Below are 17,216 nucleotides of genomic sequence, written 5' to 3' on the forward strand. Positions count from 1 at the left end.
CTGCCCGCCCCGCCGGTCCAGGCGCCGACGCCCGAGCTGACCGTCGGGATTGCGCCGGCCCCGTCGCCGACGCCCGGCGCCGGCCTGGGCGGGGAGGGGACCGGGACCGGCGGCGGCCAGGGCGAGGGCTCCGGGCCCGGTTCGGGCATGCCGTTCATGATCCTGCGCGGGCCCAGCCTCGCCGAGGTGCGGCGCGAGCACCCGCGCGCCGCCCTCGCCGCGCGCCAGTCCGGGCGGGCCGAGATGTCCTGCGAGATCCGCCTCGACCAGCGGCTGGAGGACTGTCGCCTGCTGCGCGAGACGCCGCCGGGCATGGGCTTCGGCGAGGCCGCCCTGCGCGCGTCCGGCTATTTCCGCGTCCGCCCGCCGATCCGCGGCGGCGAGCCCGTCGCCGGTCAGCGCGGCGTCTTCGGCGTGGAGTTCGGCCCGCCGCGGCGCTAGAGTCCGCGTCGTGGGCCTGTCTCCCGTTGACGGAAGCTGAATCCCCTGTATAAGGCGCGCTTCCGCGAAGGGCGCGTAACGCTCCTGGTCTGTTGACCGGAGCGTTTGTTGCGTCCGCACACGCGTATCTGGAGAGCTTCGTGGCCCGTATCGCTGGCGTCAACATCCCGACCAACAAGCGCGTCGAAATCGCGCTTCAGTACATCCACGGCATCGGCCCGGCCGCTGCGAAGGAAATCACCGAGAAGGTCGGCATCGAGCCCGCCCGCCGCGTGAACCAGCTGACCGACGCCGAGGTCCTGCAGATCCGCGAGACGATCGACCGCGACCACACGGTCGAGGGCGACCTGCGCCGCGAAACCTCGATGAACATCAAGCGCCTGATGGACCTGGCCTGCTACCGCGGCCTGCGCCACCGCAAGGGCCTGCCGGTGCGCGGCCAGCGCACGCACACCAACGCCCGCACCCGCAAGGGTCCGGCCAAGCCGATCGCCGGCAAGAAGAAGTAAGAGAAAGACCTGACCGATGGCCAAGGAACCGGGTCGCGTTAAGCGCCGCGAACGCAAGAACATCACCTCGGGCGTGGCGCATGTGAACGCCAGCTTCAACAACACCATGGTGACCATCACCGACGCGCAGGGGAACGCCATCTCCTGGTCGTCGGCCGGTCACATGGGCTTCAAGGGCTCGCGCAAGTCGACCCCGTACGCCGCCCAGATGGCTGCCGAGGACGCCGGCCGGAAGGCCGCCGAGCACGGCGTGAAGACGCTGGAAGTCAACGTCTCGGGTCCGGGTTCGGGCCGTGAGTCGGCCCTGCGGGCCCTGCAGGCCGTCGGCATGACCATCACGACCATCCGCGACGTGACGCCGATGCCGCACAACGGCTGCCGTCCGCCCAAGCGCCGCCGCGTCTAAGCGACGACGTCGAGTACCTTTCTGCGCCGGTCCCGCCTTTCCTGACGAGGCGAGGGGGATCGGCGAAACCCGTTTCGAGGGACACCTATGATCGAACGTAACTGGCAAGAGCTGATCCGTCCCGAGAAGCCGCAGATCGAGGCGAGCTCCGACCCGCAGCGCAAGGCGCGCCTGGTCGCCGAGCCCCTCGAACGCGGTTTCGGCGTGACGCTCGGCAACGCCCTGCGCCGCGTTCTCCTGTCGTCGCTGCAAGGCGCGGCGGTGACCGCCATCCAGATCGACGGCGTCGTCCACGAATTCTCGTCGCTGGAAGGCGTGCGGGAAGACGTCGTCGACATCGTGCTGAACATCAAGCAGCTGGCCCTGCGCATGCACGCCGAAGGGCCGAAGCGCATGACCCTGCGCGCCACCGGCCCCGGCCCGGTGACCGCCGGCCAGATCGAGGTCCCGGCCGACATCGAGGTGCTGAACCCGGATCACGTGATCTGCACCCTCGACGACGGCGCCTCGGTGCGCATGGAGCTGACCGTCCAGAACGGCAAGGGCTACGTCGCCTCGGAGTTCAACCGTCCGGAAGACGCGCCGATCGGCCTGATCGCCGTCGACGCCCTGTACTCGCCGGTCAAGCGCGTCGCCTACCGGGTAGAGCCGACCCGCCAGGGCCAGTCGCTGGACTACGACAAGCTGGTGCTGGAAGTCGAAACCAACGGCGCGGTCTCGCCGGTGGACGCCGTGGCCTACGCCTCGCGCATCCTCCAGGACCAGCTGCAGATCTTCATCACCTTCGACGAGCCGAAGAAGGCGGTCGAGGCGGCCGACGGCAAGCCCGACCTGCCGTTCAACCCGGCCCTGCTGAAGAAGGTGGACGAGCTGGAGCTGTCGGTCCGTTCGGCCAACTGCCTGAAGAACGACAACATCGTCTACATCGGCGACCTGATCCAGAAGACCGAGGGCGAGATGCTTCGCACCCCGAACTTCGGCCGCAAGTCGCTGAACGAGATCAAGGAAGTGCTGGCGACCATGGGCCTCAGCCTCGGCATGGACGTGCCGAACTGGCCGCCGGAAAACATCGAAGACCTGGCCAAGAAGTTCGACGACCAGATCTAGTTTCAACCCTCCGCCCATGATCCCCGGATCGCGGAGCGGTTAGAATGAGAGAGCCCAAGGTCCGCAGTGGTATCGCGGAAACCAGGGTTGAGTAGGAGAGACCCCGATGCGCCACGGCGCCGCCTATCGCAAGCTCGGCCGCACGGCCAGCCACCGCACCGCGATGTTCGCCAACATGGCCGCCTCGCTGATCAAGCACGAGCAGATCACGACGACCCTGCCCAAGGCCAAGGAGCTGCGGCCGTTCGTCGAGAAGCTGGTCACGCTCGGCAAGAAGGGCGACCTGCACGCCCGCCGCCAGGCCATCAGCCAGGTGCGCGACGTGACCCAGGTCGGCAAGCTGTTCGACACGCTCGCGCCCCGTTACGCCGAGCGCAACGGCGGCTACATCCGCATCATGAAGGCGGGCTACCGCCACGGCGACAACGCGCCGATGGCCGTGATCGAGTTCGTCGACCGCGACGTGGACGCCAAGGGCAAGGACTCGGGTCCGGTCCAGGCGTACGAGGGCGACGACGAGGCCTGATCGGCTTCCTCGTCGGGGCAACGAAGGGCGGCGGGTCGAAGGACCGGCCGCCCTTTTCGCTGCCTGCAGCACCAGCAGACCGGGCAGGGATCCCGCCATGAGCGTCGAACAGGCCGCCGTCATCGTCGACTACCGCCCGGCCCACGCCGCCGCCTGGAAGGCCCTGAGTGAGGCGTGGCTGGCCGAGGGCGGCTTCGTCGTGGAGGCGAAGGACCGCAAGGTGATCGACGACCCGGAAGGGGCGATCCTCGCCCCGGGCGGCCGCATCTTCATCGCCGAGCGGGCGGGGGAGGCGATCGGCTGCTGTTCGCTGATGCCGATGGCGGACGGCGGCTTCGAGGTCGCCAAGATGACCGTCTCGCCGGCCGCCCGGGGCCTCGGTCTGGGGCGCCGGCTGCTGGAGGCCTGCGAGGCCGCGGCGCGGGACGCCGGGGCCCCGCGGCTCTATCTCGAGACCAGCAGCACGCTGAAGGCGGCGGGGACGCTGTACCGGCGTTTCGGCTTCGTCGACCTGCCGCCGCGCCCCAGCCCCTACGTCCGGGCGGACGTGTGGATGGAGAAGCGGCTGTAGCCGCCGCTACTCCTTCGACAGGTCCTGACGACCGAACCAGGCGAGGGCGGCGGCGAGCGGCCCGAAGGTCCAGAGGGCGAGGCTGAGCCAGGCTTTCGGCCCGATGCCGTGAGGAAGGGCGGCGGCGGCCGCGCCGCCTTTCGCCATGGCGCCGACCGCGTCCGCCGCGGCGCCCGGGTTGAGCAGCATCGCCAGCCAGGCGTCCGGCATGATCCCCATGGGGGCGAGCATGTTGGGCGAGAAGAACTGGGCGACGCCGACCACCAGGGGCACGAACAGGGCGGCCAGCAGCGACCGGGTCATCACCGCGGCGAGCATGCCCATCATGGTGAACTGCAGGATGCGCAGCCACGACAGGCCGAAGCCGGCGAAGAAGTCCGCCAGCACGTCTCCGCCCGGGCCAAACGTCAGCGTGCGGTCGAAGACGACGGCCCGCATCAGATTCTCGGCCAGGGCGGCGACCAGCATGAACAGCATGGCGGCCGCCGACAGGAGGGCCACCACGGCCAGCTTGCCGAGCAACAGGTTGGTCCGCCGGTTGCGGGCGCTGATCAGACGCCACGTCTCCCAGCGATAGTCGCCGGCGTACAGGGTGGCGGCGCCGATCAGGACGAACAGCAGCACCATCGGGTTGGCCAGATCGCCGGCGGCGTCGGCCAGCGCCCGGGCGAGATCCAGTTCGCCGCCCGAGGTCATCATCTGGCGCAGCCCCGGCGGCGTGTCGGCGTCGGCCGCCAGCTTCGAGACGTTGGCCTTGAGCACGAACTGGGTGACGGCCCCGATCGCCACCGTCAGGAGCGGCACGAACAGCACGCTCCAGAACAGGGCGGTGCGGTTCTTCGAGAGGCGGAAGCCCTCCGCGCGAATGGCGTCAGCCAGCATGATCGGCCTCCGGCGTCTGGATCGCGCCCGTCTCGGTGAAGAAGATGGCCTCGAGGTCGGTGCCGACCCAGCGGGCTTCGTGAATGTCGACCCCGGCGGCGGCCAGGGCGCGGATCAGGGCCGGCCCCTCGTCCCGCCTGATGTCGGCCAGCACGGCGTCGCCCTCCGCCAGACCCTTGGCCCCGAGGACTTCGAGGACCTGATCCTTCTGCGTCACCGACAGCCGCAGCCGCTCGCCGACGGCGGTCAGTTCGCTGACCGCGCCCTCGCGCACCAGCCGCCCCTTGTTGAGGATGGCGACCCGGTCGCAGACCCGCTGCACCTCCAGCAGCTGGTGGCTGGCCAGCACCACGGTGACGCCGTCGTCGGTCGCGAGCGAGCGGATCAGGGCGCGCATCTCCTGGATGCCGGGCGGATCCATGCCGCTGGTCGGTTCGTCGAGGATGACCAGTTCGGGTCGGCTCATCAGGGCGGCGGCGACGCCGAGCCGCTGCATCATGCCGACCGAGAAGCCGCGCACCCGGCGGTCGGCCGCCTCGGTCAGCCCGACGCGCTGCAGCCAGTGGGGGATGTCCGTCTGTCCCCCGACGCCGTGCTCGAGCGCCAGCCAGCGCAGCACCTGCCGGGCCGTCATAAAGGGCGGGAAGCGCGGCGTCTCGATCATCGAGCCCATGCGGCGCATGTGGCTGACCTCGTTGACGGGCCCGCCCATCACCCGCGCCTCGCCGTCCGACGGCCGGATCAGCCCCAGCAGGATGCGGAACAGGGTCGACTTGCCGGCCCCGTTGGGGCCCAGCACGCCATAGACCCCGCCGCGCGGGATGGTCAGATCCAGCCCGTCGAGGGCGCGGACGGTTCCGTAGGTCTTGGTCAGCCCACGGGTTTCGATAACGGCGGTCATGAGCGGAGGTTGAACGTGAACCGGCGGGCGGCGCAATCCGGCTTCGCATTAAGCTTTGGCAACAAGCCGCCGCGGACGGCTGACCCGCGGCTCCGGCTCGGGTAGAAGGCGCTCCCTTCCGAGCCTCGCCATGTCCCTCCTCACCCGACTCCGCACCAAGCGCGCCGCGCTCGCCTTCATCTTCGTGACGGCGGTGCTCGACATCGTGGCCATGGGGATCATCATCCCGGTGCTGCCGCAGCTGATCGTCGACTTCGTCGGCTCCAACGCCGAGGCGGGCTGGATCAACGGCGTCTTCGTGGCCCTGTGGGCGGGGATGCAGTTCCTGTGCTCGCCGGTCATCGGGTCGCTGTCCGACCAGTACGGCCGCCGGCCGGTGATCCTGATCAGCTGCGCCGGCCTTTCGATCGACTACGTCCTGATGGCGATGGCGCCGAACCTGTGGTGGCTGGCGCTGGGGCGGATCATCGCCGGCGTCACCTCGTCCAGCTTCACCACCATCTACGCCTACATGGCCGACATCACCGCCCCGGAGCGCCGGGCGCGGGCCTACGGCCTGATCGGCGCCGCCTTCTCCGGCGGCTTCGTGCTGGGGCCGGTGCTGGGCGGCTTCCTCGGCGAGTTCGGGCCGCGCGTGCCGTTCTGGTTCGCCGCCGGCCTGTCGGGCGTGGCCTTCCTGTATGGCCTGCTGGTGCTGCCCGAGAGCCTGCCGGCCGACAAGCGCATGCGCTTCAGCTGGCGCCGCGCCAATCCGGTCGGAGCCCTGATCCTGCTGCGCCGGCATTCGGAGCTCAGCGGCCTGGCCGTGGTGAACTTCCTGCTCTACTTCGCCCACCACGTCTTCTCGGCGGTGTTCGTGCTCTACGCCGCCCTGCGCTTCGGCTGGGGGCCGAAGGAGGTCGGCCTGCTGCTGGCCATGGTCGGCGTGCTGGACATGGCGGTGCAGGGCAGCCTGACCGGACAGGTGGTCAGCCGCCTCGGCGACCGCGCCACCATGATCCTCGGCCTGGCGGGCGGGACGGTGGGCGTCGCCCTGATGGGCTGGGCTCCTTCGGCGTGGGTCTTCATCGCCGCCATGCTGCCCAACGCCCTGTGGGGGCTGGCCATGCCGACCCTCCAGTCCCTGATGACGCGCCGCGTCGGCGACGACGAGCAGGGGCAGCTGCAGGGCGCCAACATGAGCGTCGCCTCCATCGCCGGGGTGGCCTCGCCCCTGTTCTTCGGCTGGATCTACGCCAGCTCGACCGGCGGCGACTTCGGCGGGCTGGCGCGCCTGGCGGCGGGCCTCGGCGACTGGGCGGCGCCGCTGGTCGGCGCGCTGTACGATCCGGGACTCGCCTTCTATGTGGCGGCCGGCATCCTGGGTCTGGCCGCGCTGATCGGCTGGCGGGTGGCGCGTCGGGCGGAACGTGAGGAAAGCGTCATCGCCTGAGCCTGCGAACGCCTTGATCCCGTCGAATTACCCGGCAGGATTGGGACCCATGGCTTTCCAGATCCCCCGGACCACGATGAAGACCAGCTCGCTCGCGATCGCCATCGCCCTGACGCTCGCCGCCTGCGGCCAGCCCGACAGCTCGAAGGCCCAGGACGGGGTGTTCGCCGACAACCGCGTGGTCCCCGGCGACGCCACCTCGATGAAGGCGAGTTTCGCCCCCGTGGTGCGCGAGGCGGCCCCGGCGGTGGTCAACATCTCGGCCCGCGGCGTGCGGACGGTGCAGGATCCGTTCTGGTCGATGTTCGGCATGCGGCCGCAGGCCCAGCAGGTGGGCTCGATCGGTTCGGGCGTGATCGTCCGGCCCGACGGGGTGGTGGTGACCAACAACCACGTCATCGAGGGCATGCAGCAGATCCGCGTCACCCTCAACGACCGGCGCGAGTTCGCGGCCCGGGTGGTGCTGGCCGACGAACGCTCCGACATCGCCGTGCTGCAGCTGGAGGGCGTCAACGAACGCCTGCCGACCCTCAACATCGACGACCGCGAGGAGCAGCAGATCGGCGATCTGGTGCTGGCCATCGGCAACCCCTTCGGCGTGGGCCAGACGGTCACCAACGGGATCATCTCGGCCCTCAACCGGACCGAGACCGGCATTTCGGACTCCAGCTCCTTCATCCAGACCGACGCCGCCATCAACCCCGGCAACTCGGGCGGGGCGCTGGTCGACATGGATGGCGACCTGATCGGCATCAACACGGCCATCTTCTCGCGCTCGGGATCGTCGTCGGGCGTGGGCTTCGCGGTGCCCGCGACCATGGTGAAGCGGGTGGTGGACTCCGCCGTCGGCGGCGCCACCGCCGTGGTCCGGCCGTGGCTGGGCGTGAAGGGCGAGACGGTCACCGCCGACATCGCCCGCAGCCTCGGCCTCGAGCGGCCGCAGGGGCTGGTGGTCACCGAGGTCTGGCCGAACGGACCGGCCGCCCGCGCCGGCATCCGCGAGGGCGACGTCATCACCGCCGTCGACGGGGCCGAGATCAACGACCAGGGCGGGCTGAACTTCCGCGTCGGCACGCGCGAACCGAACGCGACGGTGGCGGTCGCCGTGCTCCGCGACGGCCGGCCGGTGGCGCTCGAGGCCCGGGTCCAGCGGCTGCCGGGCGACGCGGACGTGGAGAAGGCCGCCCTCATCCGCACCGGCGCCCTGGCCGGCGCCCAGGTGCTCGAGCTGAACCCCGCGCTGGCCGACAGCCTCGGCGGCGATCCCTTCGCCACTGGCGTGATCGTCGCCCGGGTGCAGCGCGGCAGCTACGCCCAGCGCGTCGGCATGCAGAGCGGCGACGTGATCGTGGCCGTGAACGGCCGCGCCGTGACCTCCGCGGACCAGCTGGGGAACGTCGGCCGCGGCACGGAGATGACCATCAGCCGTCGCGGCCGGGCCATGACAGGGGTGATCGGCTAGAGGCGCTTACGTCCTGAGCGGCGCCCCGATCGACCAGCTGTGGCCGAACGGGTCGCGCAACTGCCCGTAGCGGTCGCCCCAGAACTGGTCTGCCAGCGGATAGATCGGCACGCCGCCGGCGAGGATGGCGCGGTTCCACCATTCGTCGGCGTCGTCGACCTGCAGGTGCAGGACGACCCCCTTGGGCTGGATGTCCTGCTCGCCGTTCATCTCGGGGAATTCGTCGTGCATCATCACGCTGCCGCCGTTGATGCGCAGGTGGGCGTGCATGACCCGCTCGCCGTCTTCGGCGAGCATCATCCGCAACACCTCGGCGCCCAGGGCGCGCTGGTAGAATTCGATCGCCGCCTGCCCGCCCCGCGAGGGGATGGTCAGGTGCGGGGCGACGCCTCCGGCGGGTCCCTGCTGGGTGCGGTCTTCGGCCATGGCGGGCTCCTCCCTCGCCCCACACTAACGCGTGAAAAGCGGGGCGCGAACGCCTATCTCTGATCCCCGCATGACCGACCTGTTCGAAGCCTCCGGCATCCATCCCCCCGACGCCCCGCTCGCCGACCGGCTGCGGCCGCGCGCGCTGGACGAGGTGGTGGGCCAGGACCACCTGCTGGGCGAGGGCGGGCCGATCCGCCGCATGGTCGAGGCCGGGCGGCTGGGGTCGATGATCCTGTGGGGCCCGCCGGGCACGGGCAAGACCACCATCGCCCGCCTGCTGGCCCAGGCCGCCGGCTACCAGTTCCAGCAGATCAGCGCCGTCTTCTCCGGGGTGGCCGACCTGAAGAAGGCCTTCGAGGCCGCCCGCATGCGCCGGGCGGCCGGCCAGTCGACCCTGCTGTTCGTCGACGAGATCCACCGCTTCAACCGCGCCCAGCAGGACGGCTTCCTGCCGTTCGTGGAGGAGGGGGTCGTCACCCTCGTCGGGGCCACGACCGAGAATCCGTCGTTCGAGCTGAACGGGGCCCTGCTGTCGCGGTCGCAGGTGTTCGTGCTGAAGCGGCTCGACGAGGCGGCGCTCGATCAACTGTTGATCCGGGCCGAGGCGCACGAGGGTCGGGCCCTGCCGCTGACGACCGAGGCGCGGCAGGCGCTGAGCGCCCTGGCCGACGGCGACGGCCGCTACCTGCTGACCATGGCCGAGACCCTGTTCGCCCTCCCCGAGGGCGTCGAGCTGGACGTGCAGGGGCTGGCGGGAACGCTGCAGCGCCGCGCCCCCGCCTACGACAAGTCGCGGGAAGAGCACTACAACCTCATATCCGCGCTGCATAAGTCCGTGCGCGGCTCGGACCCGGACGCCGCCCTGTACTGGCTGGCGCGGATGCTGAACGGCGGCGAGGACCCGCTGTACCTCGCCCGCCGCATCGTGCGCATGGCGGTCGAGGACATCGGCGAGGCCGACCCGCTGTCGATCCTCGTCGCCAATGCGGCGAAGGACGCCTACGACTTCCTCGGCTCCCCGGAAGGGGAGCTCGCCCTGGCCCAGGCGGTGGTCCATCTCGCCACCGCGCCCAAGTCCGTCGGCGTCTACGAGGCCTTCAAGGCGGCGAAGCGGGCGGCCGCCGAGACCGGCTCGCTCATGCCCCCCGCCCACATCCGCAACGCCCCGACGAAGCTGATGAAGTCGCTCGGCTACGGGAGGGGCTACCAGTACGATCCGGACACGCCCGAGGGCTTCTCCGGCGCCAACTTCTTTCCCGACGGCATGGAGCGGCGCACCTTCTATGCGCCGAAAGGGGAGGGGCACGAGGCGAAGATCCGCGAGCGTCTGGAGCGCTGGGCGGCGCTTCGGGCGAAGGCGCAGGCGCAGCCCCCGGACGGCGACTGAGCGTTGCCGTAACACTGTTTTCGGCGCACTCTCCCGCCATCGGAATCCTTGGGAGGGGATGATGACCGAGACCATGAAAATGACGACCTCCACGCCCTGGCACCTGTGGGCGGTGGGGGTGCTGAGCCTGCTGTGGAACGGCTTCGGGGTGTACGACTTCGTCATGACCACGACCCAGGGCGCGGCCTACATGCGCTCGATGGGCTTCGACCAGGCCATGATCGACTACTACGAGGCCATGCCGGCCTGGATGTGGGGGCCGTGGATGCTCGGCGTCTTCGGCGCGGCGCTGGGCTCGATCCTGCTGCTGATCCGCAACCGGCTGGCGGTGTGGGCCTTCGCCGCCTCGCTGGTCGGCGCCGTCATCAGCCTTGTCTACGGCCAGTTCATCGACCCGCCGCCGCTGACGCCGGAGATGGCGATGATGCGCTGGATGCCGTGGGTGATCACCGCCATCGCCGTCTTGCTCGCCTGGTACGCCTGGACGATGGCGAAGAAGGGCGTGCTGCGCTGACGGGCTGACGGGCGGCCCCGCGCCGGGTATGCACCCCCGGTGACAGCCCGGCCGCCCGTTTCCCTTTCCGACGACGAGATCGCCGCCGTGCGGTCGTGGGTGCTCCACGAGGACGCCCATGTCCTTGCGCTGAACAAGCCGTCCGGCCTGTCCAGCCAGGGGGGCCGCATCAAGGCGCACACCCTGGACGACCTGCTGTGGGCATTCATGCGTTCGAACGGCAAGCGGCCCGAACTGGTCCACCGGCTGGACCGCGACACCTCGGGCGTCATCCTGGCGGCGAAGACCAAGCCGGCCGCCGGCTTCCTCGGCAAGGCCCTGCAGGCGCGCAAGCTGGACAAGACCTATCTGGCCCTGGTCTCCGCCGCTCCCGAGCCGCGGTCGGGGACCATCGACGCGCCGCTGGTCCGTCAGGAGGTCGGGCGCGAGAGCTATATGCGCGTCGCCGCCCCCGACGCGCCCGGCGCCCAGCCCTCGCTCAGCCGCTACCGCACCGTCGCCGCCTCGGAGGAGGGGGCCCTGGTCGAGCTGGAGCCAAAGACGGGCCGGATGCACCAGCTGCGCGTGCACATGGCCTCGATCGGCCGCCCCCTGGTCGGCGACGCCCGCTATGGCGGGGCCCTGACCTTCGCCGGCCGCGCGGCGCCGCGGCTAATGCTGCACGCCGCCAGGCTGACCTTCCCGCACCCGGGCGGCGGCCGGATCACGGTCGAGGCGCCCCTGCCGGCGGATTTCGCCGCGCTGGTCGAGGCGGCGGGGCTCTAGAAGGCTGCGCCGCCCCCTGCACCGCGCTTCGCGCGGTCCCCCTCCCCACTGTGTGGGGAGGTGAGCGCACGGATTCACCTCCCCATGAGCGCAGGCGAATGGGGAGGACCGATCGTCGCGCGGCGACGATCAGGTGGGGGCGGCGCAGGCGGCGGGGGCAGAGGAACCCAACCCCGCCTGCCACGCTTTCCCCCAAAGCCCCGGAGCCTGCGCCATGAAACGCCTGACCCTGCCCCTGATCGCCGCCGCCGGCCTCGCCCTCTCGGCCTGCGCCAGCCTCGCCCCCTATGGCCCGCAGTCATCGCCCGGCGGGCAGGGCTACACCGAGCAACGCATCGAGTCGGACCGCTTCCGCATCACCTACTACGGGGTCGGCGCCCCCGGCCCGGTGGCCGACCTCGCGCTGCTGCGGGCGGCGGAGCTGACCCTCGCCCAGGGCCACGACTGGTTCGAGGTGACCCAGCGCTGGACCGACGGTCGGCCCGACAGCGCCGGCGGCCTGCGGCCCAGCGTCGGCGTCGGCTACGGCTCCGGCCGCTCTTCGGGCCGCTACGGCAGCTATTCCAGCTCGGGACTGGGGGTCGGCGTCGGCCTGAACTTCAGCGGCCCCTCGCCGACCTCGACCACGCTCGAGGTGATCATGGGTGACGGCGCGCGGCCCGACCGGCCCAACGCCTACGACGCGCGCGGCGTGCAGGACAGCCTGCGTCCCCGCCTCTAGGACGGCGCAGGTTCCGGCTCCAGCCCGTCGATGAACCCGGCCACGGTTCGCCACAGCGCCGCGTCGTGGCCCACCCACAGGTGGCCGCCGTCGGGATAGAGCACCAGCCTGGCCCCCGGGATCCGGGCGGCCGTCCGCACCGCCGCCTTGTCGGTCTCGTAGAGATCGCCCCTGGCCGAGATGACCAGGGTGGGGCAGGCGATCCGCTCCACCGGCCAGGGCGGCGGCGCGCCGGCGGTGGCCGAGTCCATCAGGATGCCCCGGCGCCGGGCGCTGACCGGCAGGATGTGGAACATCGCCTCGCGGACGCGCCGGCGCTCGGCCGCCGACGCCCGCTTCACCGTCTCCGGATCGGTCGCCAGCACCATCCGGGTCATGAAGTCGGGCGCCGCCCTGATCCCGGTCCAGAACAGCAGGTCGGATCCCAGCGCCGCGTCGATCGCCCGCTGCGTCGCCGGATCCGGTGCGGCGTTGGCCCCCGGCAGGCGGTCCGGCGCGTACAGGGTGGGCACGGCCAGCACCAGCGCACGGCACCGCCCGGGCCGCCGGAGCGCCAGCTGCGTCGCCGACAGCGTCCCCGCCGATCCGCCGATGATGACCGCCTGCTCGATGTCCAGCCGCCGTAGCAGCCAGTCGAGAGCGTCCGCCTGCACCTCGGGAGTCGCCCCCTCGGGCATGGCGCTGCGCAGATAGCCGAACCGCGACGGGGCGATGATGCGAAAGCCGCGTCGGGCCAGCGGGGCGCTGAACGCCAGTCCCTGGTCGAAGCCGCCGCCGCTGCCGTGGATGAACAGGACCGGCGGCCCCGAGCCGATGTCCGCGTACTCGATCGGCCCCCACGGGCTGTCGACCACAGTGCTGCGACCGACCGTGGACGCCCGAGCTGCGGCCATGTCCCGGTGGTAGGCCACGGCGCCGGTCAGGACGCCGGCCAGCGCCGCGACGGCGACCGTCGTCCCGAGCCACCGCCAGCGGCGCGGCGGTCGTGCGCGCGTACGGGGCCCATCGAACATCAGGCGTCTCCGACCATCCGGTCCGGAGGCTGCCGCGCCGCCCCTGCGTCCGCCTTGATCCTGCTCAAGCCGGCGCGGTCAGCGCCCGCCCCGGGTCAGCGCCCGGTACTCGACCAGCCGCTCCTTGTCGCGCCGGACCTGGTCGGCGACGGCGTTGTCGACGTCGAGCGAGGCGTAGCGGACCCAGTTCTCGATGCCGAGCTTGTCCTGCACCGCCGAGGTCGGCGTCTGCCAGCGGAAGTAGGACAGCAGGGCGACGACCGCCGACAGCAGCAGGGCCAAGGCCTGCAGCCCGCGGAAGGCGACGTCATGGCCGGGCGGGGCCGTTTCCAGCGCGATGACGGCGGCGCCGACCAGGAACACCAGCGGCGTCAGCAGTCGCGCGAGCCAGCGCATCCAGTAGCGCTCGCGGCGCACCCGCCACAGCTCCATCTGGACGTACTTCTCAAGGTACTCCATGCGCGCGCCGAGCCACATGGTCAGCCGGGTCAGGTACAGCGCCCGCTGGCCCCAGCCCTTGCCGTCCTGCTGGTAGCGGGTCTCGGCCTGGTCGGCCATGGCGCGGCCCGAGGTGAACAGGTTCTGCAGCTCGCGGGTGCGCTGCACGATCTCGCGCGACAGCTGGTAGGAGTCGTTCTCCAGCCGGAAGCGGTACTGGATGAACAGGATCTGCTGGATTCCCCAGTAGAGGCCCAGCGCCGCCAGCATGGCGCCGCCGGCCAGCGCCGCCCCGGCCGCGTCGGTTCCGGTCCAGCGGCTGAACCAGGTCGGCCCCAGCACCGTCAGCACGCCGAAGGCCGCCATGGCCAGCGCCTGGTTCAGGCGCTTGACCAGCACGTGCACGCGCAGGGCGTCGAACACCCGTCGGCCGTAGGCGTAGATGTCGGCCCGCAGGTCGGAGTCGACCGGAAAGCGCTCCTCGATCTGACGCGCGAACAGGACGTGGAAACGGTCCGGCTTCCCCTCGGTCTCCCAGAACGGGAAGATGTCGAGCGGCTGGTTGAAATACTCGTCGATGTGCGCCGAGACGCGCTCGATCGCCTCCGGATCCTCCGAGAAATACTCGCTGTCCTGGATCGGGTTCAGGATGCCCTCGGGATTGCGCAGCGGTCCGCTGCGGCGAGGGGGGACGGCGGTCGGGACGGCCCGCTCGTGCAGGTCGGCGGCGCCGGCGGGCGGGGGATTGGCGTGGGCGTCCACGCCGCCGGAGCGCTGGTCGGGGCCGTGGCCGCCGTGGCCGCCGTCGCTGACCGGCGGGGGCGCGGGGTGATGATCGTCGTGCGACATGGCGCTTCGGCGGTTCCCTCGAACTTGACCCGTCACTATGGCGTGAGCCCGTCGCCGGACCGACGACGTTCTCCAGCGGCGCGAAGCGTCGCCGTTCGGGTATCGCCGTTAACCGTGCCGCCCGGCAAGTGAAGTTTCGGTCAGGCGGGGCGTCGTCGTCTCCTCCCCGTCCGCGCAGCGGATGGGGAGGGGGACCACACGAAGTGTGGTGGAGGGGTCGGAGGACAGCACGACTTCACCCCTCCACCATCCTCCGCCTCCGGCTCCGGATGGTCCCCCTCCCCACGCTAAGCGCGGGGAGGAGACGCGGAGGCCGCCCCTCCCTTCGCTTTGCCGCATTCGCGGGTATAAGCCGCGCATCATGACACGTCTTCTCATCGTCGCCGCCGGAGGGGCGCTCGGCGCGGTCGCCCGCTACGGCGTCGGCCGCGTGCTGCCCGCCACGGGCTGGCCGTGGCCGACCCTGACGGCGAACGTCGCCGGCGGCCTGCTGATGGGCCTGCTCGCGGGCTGGCTGGCCTTCCGCGGCGGGGCCCAGGGCGAGACGATCCGCCTGTTCGCCGCGGTCGGCCTGCTCGGCGGCTTCACCACCTTCTCGGCCTTCTCGCTGGAGACGGCGCTGATGATCGAGAAGCGCCAGTTCGCCCTCGCCTCGGGCTATGTCGCCGCCTCGGTCGGCCTGTCCGTCGCGGCCCTCTTCCTCGGGCTGATGATCGCCCGCCGCGCCTTCGGAGCCGCCCTGTGACCGACGCCGCTCCCGCCCGCGAGGTGAAGACCCTCTACGTCGCCGAGGCCGAGGACGGCATCCGGCTGGATCGCTGGTTCAAACGCCGCTGGCCGCACCTGTCGCACATCCAGATCGAGAAGCTGGCCCGCTCCGGCCAGATCCGCGTCGACGGCTCGCGGGCCAAGCCGCAGGACCGGCTGACCGCCGGCGCCGCGGTGCGCGTGCCGCCCATCCCCGATCCGGTGGTCCGCGATCCGGCCGACAAGCCGAAGATCAGCGACCGGGACGCCGCCTATGCGAAGTCGCTGGTGCTCTACGAGGACGACCTCGTCATCGCCCTCAACAAGCCGGCGGGGCTGGCGGTGCAGGGCGGCACCAAGACCACGAAGCACATCGACCGCCTGCTGTCGGCCTGGGGGGAGGGGATGGAGCGGCCCCGTCTGGTGCACCGGCTGGACCGCGACACCTCCGGCGTCCTGCTGCTCGGCAAGGGGCCCGAGGCGGCCAAGCGGCTGGCCGGCGCCTTCGCCCGGCGGCAGGCGAAGAAGACCTACTGGGCCCTGGTCATCGGCAACCCCAAGCCGCCCGCCGGCCAGATCGACCTGGCGCTGAAGAAGTCCGGCATCAACGACTTCGAGATCATGCGCCCGGCCGATCCCAAGGAGCACGGGGCCGAGCCGGCCGAGACCGCCTACGCCACCCTCAGCCGCGCCGCCCACCGCGCCGCCTGGATGGCGCTGCGCCCCTTCACCGGCCGCACCCACCAGCTGCGCGCCCACATGGCCGCCATCGGCCACCCGATCCTCGGCGACCCCAAGTACGGCACCCCGGAATCGGCCGAGCTGTCCGGCCCCTTGAAGCTGCAGCTGCACGCCCGCCGCATCGAGCTGGACCACCCCGGCGGCGGCAAGCTGATCGTCGAGGCCCCGCTGAGCCCCGAGATGAAGGCCGGCTTCGCCCACTTCGGCTTCTCCGAGGACGAGGCCGATCCGGACCCCTTCGCGGGCGTCCGGCGGATGCGGTGAGGGCGGCGGTGACCCGACCCCTCGCCGTGTTCGACATCGACGGCACCCTCGTCGACAGCCGCGCCTCGATCCACCGCGCCGCCTGCGAGGCCGCGCAGGTCCTCGGCCTGCCGGAGCCGGCCTACGACCGGGTGCGCATGATCGTCGGCCTCAGCCTGCCGCAGGCGCTGCACACGCTGGAGCCGCAGCTGACCGACGCCGAGCTGGCCGAGTTCGTCGCCGCCTTCCAGGCCAGCTTCCGGCGCATGTACGAGGCCGGGCACGAGGAGCCGCTCTATCCCGGCGTGATGGAGCACCTGCGCCGGCTGCATCGCGACGGCTGGCGGCTGGCCTTGGCCACCGGCCAGAACCGCCGCGGCGTGGCCCGCAACCTCGCCCGCCAGGGCTGGGCCGACCTGTTCCTGTCATCGCACTGCGCCGAGGACGGCCCCGGCAAGCCGGACCCGGCCATGCTGCACGCCGCCATGGCGGCCTGCGACAGCGCCCCTTCGCGCACGGTCATGATCGGCGACACCGCCCACGATCACGCGATGGCGGTCAACGCCGGCGTCCTGCCGCTGGGCGTGGCCTGGGGCTTCCACACGGTCGAGGAGCAGCGCGCCGCCGGGGCCCGCCATGTGGCCGGGACCTTCTCCGAGCTGACGGTGGTGCTGGACGGCTTCGCCGCCCTGACCCGCGTCGCCTGAGCCTCAGACCAGCAGCCAGATTCCGGCGATCAGACAGGCCGCGCCGAAGCCGATGGCGACGGCGATGGCGCGGACGTTCATCGTCGACAATTCCTTGCCGGCGTGGGTGTCCAGCCGGGCCGAGACGGCGCAGGCCCGCCGCTCGGCCATGACCACGAGGAAGATGGCCAGCAGGATGAAGACGGTGGCGATGGCCTTGGGGGCCCAGGCCGGCTCCATGGCGTTGAACAGGGCGTTGAAGGCCAGGCCGATGCCGATGGCCGCCATGGCCGTGCGCGCCCAGCCGGCGAAGGTCCGCTCATTGGCCATGGCCGTGCGGTCCTCGGCCAGGTCGGTGCGGTCCTCGGCGAGGCCCCGGCGGCTGTCTCCACGATCGTCCATGCGCTCGACTAACCGCCACGCTGGGCATGCGTTCCCCGCCTTGA

At 71.4% G+C, this 17,216-nt stretch carries 21 protein-coding genes; 15 read left to right on the plus strand and 6 right to left on the minus strand.

Annotated features, from left to right (window positions below; genetic code table 11):
* The 6 genes from H2038_RS12605 to H2038_RS12630 all read left to right on the plus strand — a co-directional run.
* On the plus strand, nt 1-441 hold a 441-nt coding region (locus H2038_RS12605; RefSeq protein ID WP_292113810.1), incomplete at its 5' end, for an energy transducer TonB.
* Between the two features lie 140 nt (nt 442-581).
* Nucleotides 582-950: a 30S ribosomal protein S13 gene (gene rpsM, locus H2038_RS12610; RefSeq protein WP_292113813.1), complete on the plus strand. Its 369-nt coding sequence runs from the start codon at nt 582-584 to the stop codon at nt 948-950.
* A gap of 16 nt (nt 951-966) precedes the next feature.
* Nucleotides 967-1,356: a 30S ribosomal protein S11 gene (rpsK, locus tag H2038_RS12615; protein WP_292113815.1), complete on the plus strand. Its 390-nt coding sequence runs from the start codon at nt 967-969 to the stop codon at nt 1,354-1,356.
* A gap of 87 nt (nt 1,357-1,443) precedes the next feature.
* Nucleotides 1,444-2,463, plus strand: a complete 1,020-nt coding sequence (locus H2038_RS12620) for a DNA-directed RNA polymerase subunit alpha (protein ID WP_292113817.1) — start codon at nt 1,444-1,446, stop codon at nt 2,461-2,463.
* 106 nt (nt 2,464-2,569) lie between these two features.
* Nucleotides 2,570-2,989: a 50S ribosomal protein L17 gene (gene rplQ / locus H2038_RS12625; RefSeq protein WP_292113820.1), complete on the plus strand. Its 420-nt coding sequence runs from the start codon at nt 2,570-2,572 to the stop codon at nt 2,987-2,989.
* 97 nt (nt 2,990-3,086) lie between these two features.
* On the plus strand, nt 3,087-3,560 hold the full coding sequence (locus H2038_RS12630) for a GNAT family N-acetyltransferase (protein WP_292113822.1): 474 nt from the start codon (nt 3,087-3,089) through the stop codon (nt 3,558-3,560).
* Between the two features lie 6 nt (nt 3,561-3,566).
* On the opposite strand, the gene H2038_RS12635 is transcribed toward H2038_RS12630, so the two are convergent.
* Nucleotides 3,567-4,442 (minus strand): hypothetical protein, encoded by an 876-nt coding sequence (locus tag H2038_RS12635; RefSeq protein ID WP_292113825.1) that lies wholly within the window; start codon nt 4,440-4,442, stop codon nt 3,567-3,569.
* Nucleotides 4,432-5,343: an ABC transporter ATP-binding protein gene (locus H2038_RS12640; RefSeq protein WP_292113828.1), complete on the minus strand. Its 912-nt coding sequence runs from the start codon at nt 5,341-5,343 to the stop codon at nt 4,432-4,434. The genes H2038_RS12635 and H2038_RS12640 overlap by 11 nt, the downstream gene beginning before the upstream one ends.
* Before the next feature lie 130 nt (nt 5,344-5,473).
* Here H2038_RS12640 and H2038_RS12645 point away from each other — a divergent pair, with 130 nt between their 5' ends.
* Together H2038_RS12645 and H2038_RS12650 are read left to right on the plus strand one after the other, a co-directional pair.
* A complete protein-coding gene (locus tag H2038_RS12645; protein WP_292113831.1) occupies nt 5,474-6,775 on the plus strand; it encodes a TCR/Tet family MFS transporter in 1,302 nt (433 codons plus the stop codon).
* A gap of 49 nt (nt 6,776-6,824) precedes the next feature.
* Nucleotides 6,825-8,237 (plus strand): Do family serine endopeptidase, encoded by a 1,413-nt coding sequence (locus H2038_RS12650; protein ID WP_292113834.1) that lies wholly within the window; start codon nt 6,825-6,827, stop codon nt 8,235-8,237.
* Nucleotides 8,238-8,243: 6 nt separating this feature from the next.
* Here the strand turns inward: H2038_RS12650 and H2038_RS12655 are convergent, their stop codons facing one another.
* Nucleotides 8,244-8,663, minus strand: coding sequence for a VOC family protein (locus H2038_RS12655; RefSeq protein WP_292113837.1), 420 nt, complete (start codon nt 8,661-8,663; stop codon nt 8,244-8,246).
* Between the two features lie 70 nt (nt 8,664-8,733).
* Here H2038_RS12655 and H2038_RS12660 point away from each other — a divergent pair, with 70 nt between their 5' ends.
* The 4 genes from H2038_RS12660 to H2038_RS12675 all read left to right on the plus strand — a co-directional run bounded on the left by H2038_RS12660 (nt 8,734) and on the right by H2038_RS12675 (nt 12,053).
* Nucleotides 8,734-10,053, plus strand: coding sequence for a replication-associated recombination protein A (locus tag H2038_RS12660; RefSeq protein ID WP_292113838.1), 1,320 nt, complete (start codon nt 8,734-8,736; stop codon nt 10,051-10,053).
* A gap of 61 nt (nt 10,054-10,114) precedes the next feature.
* Nucleotides 10,115-10,567 (plus strand): hypothetical protein, encoded by a 453-nt coding sequence (locus tag H2038_RS12665; protein ID WP_292113840.1) that lies wholly within the window; start codon nt 10,115-10,117, stop codon nt 10,565-10,567.
* Nucleotides 10,568-10,606: 39 nt separating this feature from the next.
* Complete coding sequence (locus H2038_RS12670; RefSeq protein ID WP_292113843.1) at nt 10,607-11,332, plus strand: RluA family pseudouridine synthase; 726 nt, start codon at nt 10,607-10,609, stop codon at nt 11,330-11,332.
* 214 nt (nt 11,333-11,546) lie between these two features.
* On the plus strand, nt 11,547-12,053 hold the full coding sequence (locus H2038_RS12675) for a hypothetical protein (protein WP_292113846.1): 507 nt from the start codon (nt 11,547-11,549) through the stop codon (nt 12,051-12,053).
* On the opposite strand, the gene H2038_RS12680 is transcribed toward H2038_RS12675, so the two are convergent.
* Nucleotides 12,050-13,066 carry an alpha/beta hydrolase gene (locus tag H2038_RS12680; protein WP_292113848.1) on the minus strand — a complete coding sequence of 339 codons (1,017 nt, stop codon included), beginning with the start codon at nt 13,064-13,066 and terminating at the stop codon, nt 12,050-12,052. The two genes, H2038_RS12675 and H2038_RS12680, sit on opposite strands and share 4 nt — an antisense overlap.
* A gap of 78 nt (nt 13,067-13,144) precedes the next feature.
* Nucleotides 13,145-14,353 carry a hypothetical protein gene (locus H2038_RS12685; RefSeq protein WP_292113851.1) on the minus strand — a complete coding sequence of 403 codons (1,209 nt, stop codon included), beginning with the start codon at nt 14,351-14,353 and terminating at the stop codon, nt 13,145-13,147.
* Nucleotides 14,354-14,714: 361 nt separating this feature from the next.
* Here H2038_RS12685 and crcB point away from each other — a divergent pair, with 361 nt between their 5' ends.
* The 3 genes from crcB to H2038_RS12700 are packed head-to-tail and all read left to right on the plus strand — an operon-like array spanning nt 14,715 to nt 16,791.
* Nucleotides 14,715-15,098 (plus strand): fluoride efflux transporter CrcB, encoded by a 384-nt coding sequence (crcB, locus tag H2038_RS12690; RefSeq protein ID WP_292113853.1) that lies wholly within the window; start codon nt 14,715-14,717, stop codon nt 15,096-15,098.
* A complete protein-coding gene (locus H2038_RS12695) occupies nt 15,095-16,105 on the plus strand; it encodes an RluA family pseudouridine synthase (RefSeq protein ID WP_292113855.1) in 1,011 nt (336 codons plus the stop codon). The genes crcB and H2038_RS12695 overlap by 4 nt, the downstream gene beginning before the upstream one ends.
* An 8-nt stretch (nt 16,106-16,113) precedes the next feature.
* Nucleotides 16,114-16,791, plus strand: coding sequence for an HAD-IA family hydrolase (locus tag H2038_RS12700; RefSeq protein WP_292113856.1), 678 nt, complete (start codon nt 16,114-16,116; stop codon nt 16,789-16,791).
* A 3-nt stretch (nt 16,792-16,794) separates the two neighbouring features.
* Here the strand turns inward: H2038_RS12700 and H2038_RS12705 are convergent, their stop codons facing one another.
* The gene (locus tag H2038_RS12705) at nt 16,795-17,172 is read right to left on the minus strand and encodes a DUF202 domain-containing protein (RefSeq protein ID WP_292113858.1); all 378 of its coding nucleotides are present in this window, start codon (nt 17,170-17,172) and stop codon (nt 16,795-16,797) included.
* Between the last annotated feature and the right edge of the window lie 44 nt (nt 17,173-17,216).

This window comes from Brevundimonas sp. (assembly GCF_013912005.1).
Lineage (GTDB): Bacteria > Pseudomonadota > Alphaproteobacteria > Caulobacterales > Caulobacteraceae > Brevundimonas.